The organism is Streptomyces sp. NRRL B-24085 (assembly GCF_001282115.1).
Classification (GTDB): domain Bacteria; phylum Actinomycetota; class Actinomycetes; order Streptomycetales; family Streptomycetaceae; genus Streptomyces.
In genome coordinates this window covers 1-5,167 of sequence record NZ_LJBR01000395.1, presented here as the reverse complement: position 1 = coordinate 5,167, position 5,167 = coordinate 1, and the positions used below count along the sequence as shown (strand labels likewise).

Annotated in this window: 6 protein-coding genes; 2 read left to right on the top strand and 4 right to left on the bottom strand. The window is 71.2% G+C overall.

Annotation, left to right across the window (positions count from 1 at the left end):
* Positions 1-4 precede the first annotated feature (4 nt).
* Positions 5-709: a uridine kinase family protein gene (locus tag AOJ26_RS34270; protein ID WP_420713318.1), complete on the bottom strand. Its 705-nt coding sequence runs from the start codon at positions 707-709 to the stop codon at positions 5-7.
* A 60-nt stretch (positions 710-769) separates the two neighbouring features.
* Between AOJ26_RS34270 and AOJ26_RS34265 the strand changes: the two genes are divergently transcribed.
* Positions 770-1,165, top strand: coding sequence for a hypothetical protein (locus tag AOJ26_RS34265; RefSeq protein WP_053852268.1), 396 nt, complete (start codon positions 770-772; stop codon positions 1,163-1,165).
* 84 nt (positions 1,166-1,249) lie between these two features.
* Here the strand turns inward: AOJ26_RS34265 and AOJ26_RS34260 are convergent, their stop codons facing one another.
* From AOJ26_RS34260 to deoC, 3 genes are read right to left on the bottom strand one after another with little or no spacing between them, the layout of a single operon-like run.
* Positions 1,250-2,137, bottom strand: coding sequence for an aldehyde dehydrogenase family protein (locus AOJ26_RS34260; protein WP_053852267.1), 888 nt, complete (start codon positions 2,135-2,137; stop codon positions 1,250-1,252).
* Positions 2,130-3,572: an aldehyde dehydrogenase family protein gene (locus tag AOJ26_RS34255; protein ID WP_053852266.1), complete on the bottom strand. Its 1,443-nt coding sequence runs from the start codon at positions 3,570-3,572 to the stop codon at positions 2,130-2,132. The genes AOJ26_RS34260 and AOJ26_RS34255 overlap by 8 nt, the downstream gene beginning before the upstream one ends.
* Before the next feature lie 5 nt (positions 3,573-3,577).
* The gene (gene deoC, locus AOJ26_RS34250; protein WP_053852270.1) at positions 3,578-4,537 is read right to left on the bottom strand and encodes a deoxyribose-phosphate aldolase; all 960 of its coding nucleotides are present in this window, start codon (positions 4,535-4,537) and stop codon (positions 3,578-3,580) included.
* Positions 4,538-4,647: 110 nt separating this feature from the next.
* On the opposite strand from deoC, the gene AOJ26_RS34245 reads away from it, so the two are divergent.
* Positions 4,648-5,167: PH domain-containing protein (locus AOJ26_RS34245; RefSeq protein ID WP_053852265.1), on the top strand; the 520-nt coding region annotated here is incomplete at its 3' end.

Sequence of the window (5,167 nt, the reverse complement as noted above, 5' to 3'; positions counted from 1 at the left end):
CCGTTCAGGCCGCCGGTGCCGCCGCCGGTCTGCGGCCCGCCGCCGCGGCGGCCAGGCGGCTGAGGGCCTCGTCCTTGTCGCAGGGGTGGGCGCCGAGGGCGGTCTGGCGGGCGACGATCGTGCGTTCCTGGCGCATCAGGCGCCAGCCGCGGCGCAGCAGGAAGGGGACCGACTTGCGGCCCTCGCGCAGGTCCCGCAGGAACCGGCGGCGGAACGTGCGCACCGGCCCCCGGCTCAGGCACAGCGCGTCGGCCAGCACCCCGAGCTCCCGGCAGCGGGTGACGATCTCGGCGGCGAAGATGCCCTCCGCTATGAACAGCGGGGTGCCGTCCATCTCGACGGACTCCTCGCCGGTTCGGGCGCTGAGCGAGATGTCGTAGACCGGGATCTTCGTACGGCCCGTGCGGCACAGTTCGACGATCGCCGCCACCGCGGTGTCCGCGTCCCACGAACCGGGGTGGTCCCAGTCGATGTCGGAGCTCCCCGCCACCAGCGGCAGCGTCGGGTCGTCGGCCTCCTTGTAGAAGTCGTCGAGCCGGAGGACCGGAAGTCCGGAACGGGCCGAGAGCAGGGACTTGCCGGAGCCGGAGGGGCCGCAGAGCAGCACGACTCGCGTCGACAGGGGAGGTTGGGAACTCACGGGACACCAGTGTGCGGCATTCACCCGCCGTTCATCGACCCCGCGGGTTGGCTTTGAAGCGCGCGTCACACCTCAACTACCCTTCGTGTCGACACGATTACCCAGTGCACGGAAAAGGTGGCAGAAACGATGGCCCGACAAGCGAACCCGACCGCCCAGCGCACGCTCACCGCCCTCGCCGCCGCCGGTGTCGCACTCGGCGCAGGTGCCGGGGCGGCCGCCGCGGACAGTGAGCCGCTCGTCGACGTGCTGCACACCCGGCCCACCTCGCTCGGCAACATCGACCCCCAGGCCGGACTCCGCTCCCTCACCGGCACGGTCGGCTACGTCACCGGCCCGGTCGCGGGACTCAAGCCGAACCCGCTGGCCGGGACGGGCGTGGACCCGCTGGACAACGGGCTGGGGACCCAGTTGGCGGACTTCCAGCCGCTGACGTCCCAGGCGGTGACCGGGCCGGTCGCGCAGGCGCAGTCGTTCGGAAGCATGCCGGTGGTCGGGCTGGTCACGGGGCTGACCGGCAACTGAGCCGGACCCGCGGCCCCTTCGGCACGGAGCCGCGCCTTCCCCGGACGGAGGGAGGGCGCGGCTCCGCGGTGTCGCGGCCCGGTGTCAGTACGCCGAGCCGGACGCGCCCAGCGACCCCGTCGGGTGCCACACCGTCTTCGTCTCCAGGAACGCCGTCAGACGGTCGATGCCCGGTGTCGCCGTCCAGTCGTCCACAGGCTGTGGACGCAGGACCCGCTTCAGGTTGTCCGCCGCCGCGATCTCCAGCTCCTTCGCGAGGACCTCGTCCGCGCCTGCCAGATCGATCGCGTTGACGTCCTGGTGGGAGGCGAGCGGGGTCGCGATCTCCGCCGTACGGCCCGAGAGGACGTTGACCACGCCTCCGGGGACGTCGGAGGTGGCCAGGACCTCGGCCAGGGAGAGGGCGGGCAGGGGGGACTTCTCCGAAGCCACCACCACCGCCGTGTTGCCCGTGGCGATCACCGGGGCGACGACGCTCACCAGCCCCAGGAACGACGACTCCTGCGGGGCCAGCACGGCCACCACGCCCGTCGGCTCGGGGGACGACAGATTGAAGTACGGGCCCGCCACCGGGTTGCCGCCGCCGACCACCTGGGCGATCTTGTCGGTCCAGCCCGCGTACCAGACCCAGCGGTCGATCGTCGCCTCGACCTGCTCGGCCGCCTTCGACTTCGACAGGCCCTCGGCGTCGGCCACCTCGTGGACGAACTGCGCCCTGCGGCCCTCCAGCATCTCCGCCACGCGGTAGAGGACCTGGCCCCGGTTGTACGCCGTCGCGCCGGCCCAGCCGCCGAACGCCTTGCGCGCGGCCACGACCGCGTCACGGGCGTCCTTGCGGCTCGACTGCGGTGCGTTCGCCAGCCACTTGCCCTTGGAGTCCGTCACCTCGTACACCCGGCCGCTCTCGGAACGCGGGAACTTCCCGCCGACGTACAGCTTGTAGGTCTTGAGCACGGAAAGTCGGTCAGACATCGAGGTACGCCTCCAGGCCGTGGCGACCGCCCTCGCGGCCGAAGCCCGACTCCTTGTACCCGCCGAACGGCGAGGTCGGGTCGAACTTGTTGAACGTGTTGGACCAGACGACACCGGCCCGGAGCTTGTTGGCCACGGCCAGGATCCGTGAGCCCTTCTCCGTCCAGATGCCCGCAGACAGGCCGTACTGCGTGTTGTTCGCCTTGGCGACCGCCTCGTCCGGGGTGCGGAAGGTGAGGACCGACAGCACCGGGCCGAAGATCTCGTCGCGGGCGATGGTGTGCGCCTGGGTGACGTTCGTGAAGAGCGTCGGGGCGAACCAGTAGCCGGAGGAGGGCAGTTCGCACTCCGGGGACCAGGGCTCGGCACCCTCGGCCGCCCCCTTGTCGACGAGCGAGGTGATCCGCGCGAGCTGCTCGGCGGAGTTGATCGCGCCGATGTCGGTGTTCTTGTCGAGCGGGTCGCCGAGGCGCAGGGTGGACAGCCGGCGCTTGAGCGAGTCCAGCAGCTCGTCCTGGATCGACTCCTGGACGAGGAGCCGGGAGCCCGCGCAGCAGACCTGGCCCTGGTTGAAGAAGATGCCGTTGACGATCCCCTCGACGGCCTGGTCGATCGGGGCGTCGTCGAAGACGATGTTGGCGCCCTTGCCGCCCAGTTCGAGGGTGAGCTTCTTGCGGGTGCCGGCGACCGTGCGCGCGATCTCCTTGCCGACGGCGGTGGAGCCGGTGAAGGCGACCTTGTTCACGTCGGGGTGCGCGACGAGCGCGGCGCCCGTGTCGCCGTATCCGGGCAGGATGTTGACGACGCCCTTGGGCAGGCCCGCCTGGCGGCAGACGTCCGCGAAGAACAGGGCGGACAGCGGGGTGGTCTCGGCGGGCTTCAGCACGACCGTGTTGCCGGTCGCCAGCGCCGGGGCGATCTTCCACGCCAGCATCAGGAGCGGGAAGTTCCAGGGGATGACCTGGCCGGCGACGCCGAGGGGTCGCGGGGAGGAACCGAACCCGGCGTGCTCCAGCTTGTCGGCCCAGCCCGCGTAGTAGAAGAAGTGCGCGGCGACCAGGGGCAGGTCGGCGTCGCGGGTCTCCTTGATCGGCTTGCCGTTGTCCAGGGTCTCCAGGACGGCGAGCTCGCGGCTGCGCTCCTGGACGATCCGGGCGATCCGGAACAGGTACTTGGCGCGCTCGGAGCCGGGCAGCGCCGACCACTTCTCGAAGGCCCGGCGGGCGGCCGCCACCGCGCGGTCGACGTCCGCCTCGCCCGCCTGGGCGATCTCGGACAGGACCTCTTCCGTGGACGGGGAGACGGTCTTGAAGACCTTGCCGTCGGCGGCTTCCACGAACTCGCCGTCGATGAACAGCCCGTAGGAGGGGGCGATGTCGACGACCGAGCGGGACTCGGGTGCCGGCGCGTACTCGAATGCGGATGCAGATGCCATGGTGATCAGTCCACCGTCACGTAGTCGGGGCCGGAGTAGCGGCCGGTGGCCAGCTTCTGACGCTGCATCAGCAGGTCGTTCAGGAGCGAGGAGGCGCCGAAGCGGAACCAGTGGTTGTCCAGCCAGTCCTCGCCGACGGTCTCGTTGACCAGGACGAGAAATTTGACCGCGTCCTTGGTCGTACGGATGCCACCGGCCGGCTTCACGCCCACCTGGACGCCGGTCTGCGCACGGAAGTCGCGCACCGCCTCCAGCATCAGCAGGGTGTTCGCGGGAGTGGCGTTCACCGCGACCTTGCCGGTGGACGTCTTGATGAAGTCCGCGCCCGCCAGCATGCCGAGCCAGCTCGCGCGGCGGATGTTGTCGTACGTCGACAGCTCGCCGGTCTCGAAGATGACCTTGAGCCGGGCGTCCGTGCCGCAGACCTCGCGCACGGCGACGATCTCGTCGTACACCTTCAGGTACCTGCCCGCGAGGAACGCGCCGCGGTCGATGACCATGTCGACCTCGTCGGCGCCGGCGGCCACGGCGTCGCGCACGTCGGCCAGCTTCACGTCGAGGGCGGCGCGGCCGGCCGGGAACGCGGTGGCGACCGAGGCGACCTTCACGCCGGAACCGGCGACGGCCTCCTTGGCGACCGCAACCATGTCGGGATAGACGCAGACCGCGGCCGTGGCGGGGGTCGTCCGGTCGGTCGGGTCGGGGCGGACCGCCTTGGCGCCGAGCGCCCGGACCTTGCCCGGGGTGTCCGCGCCTTCCAGCGTCGTGAGGTCGACCATCGAGATGGCGAGGTCGATCGCGTACGCCTTGGCGGTCGTCTTGATGGAACGGGTGCCGAGGGAGGCGGCGCGCGCCTCCAGGCCGACCGCGTCGACGCCGGGCAGCCCGTGGAGGAACCGGCGCAGCGTGCTGTCGGACGCGGTCACGTCCGTGAGCGGGTGTGCGGCTGATGCAGTGGTGGGCATGGTCACCAGACGAGCATATCTACGCGCGTAGCGGCTGTACACCCCGGAGAACGGGTTCTGCGGGCCCCCGCACCCGGTCCCGAACCGGGGCGGCGCTTAGGATCGGCCTCATGACGACCGCACCCCCCGAGTCCAGGGACCGCATCTACCGCTCACCCATGGCACTGATCGGCGGCTTCCTCCTCCTCGTCATCATCGGCTGGCTCGGTGTCGACGCCGTCCTCTCCGGCACCGGCCGCACGCCGTGGCTCGCCCTCGCCGTCCTGATCCTCATCGTGCCGCTGGTGGTCGCGTTCACCCTGCGCCCGGCCGTCTTCGCCAACGACCACCGGCTGCGCATCCGCAACCCGTTCCGCGTGATCGTCGTGCCGTGGGGCCAGGTCGAGACGTTCCGCTCCGGCTACTCGAACGAGGTGTTCGTCGAGTCCGGCGGCAAGTACCAGCTCTGGGCGATCCCGGTCTCCCTGCGCGGCCGCAAGAAGGCGGCCCGCCAGACGGCCCAGCAGGCGGCCCGGCCGTCCGACGGCCGCCGTTCCGGCAGGGGCCTCGGCCTCTTCGGCGGCGGGATGCAGGCGGACGGCTTCGGCGGCCGTACGCCCGTCCCCGAGGGGCCCACCCGCGCCGAGACCG

Bases quoted from the DNA above. Each gene is read 5' to 3' on its own strand.
- AOJ26_RS34265 (WP_053852268.1), top strand. From the start codon at position 770: ATGGCCCGACAAGCGAACCCGACCGCCCAGCGCACGCTCACCGCCCTC.
- AOJ26_RS34260 (WP_053852267.1), bottom strand. From the start codon at position 2,137: ATGTCTGACCGACTTTCCGTGCTCAAGACCTACAAGCTGTACGTCGGC.
- AOJ26_RS34255 (WP_053852266.1), bottom strand. From the start codon at position 3,572: ATGGCATCTGCATCCGCATTCGAGTACGCGCCGGCACCCGAGTCCCGC.
- deoC (WP_053852270.1), bottom strand. From the start codon at position 4,537: ATGCCCACCACTGCATCAGCCGCACACCCGCTCACGGACGTGACCGCG.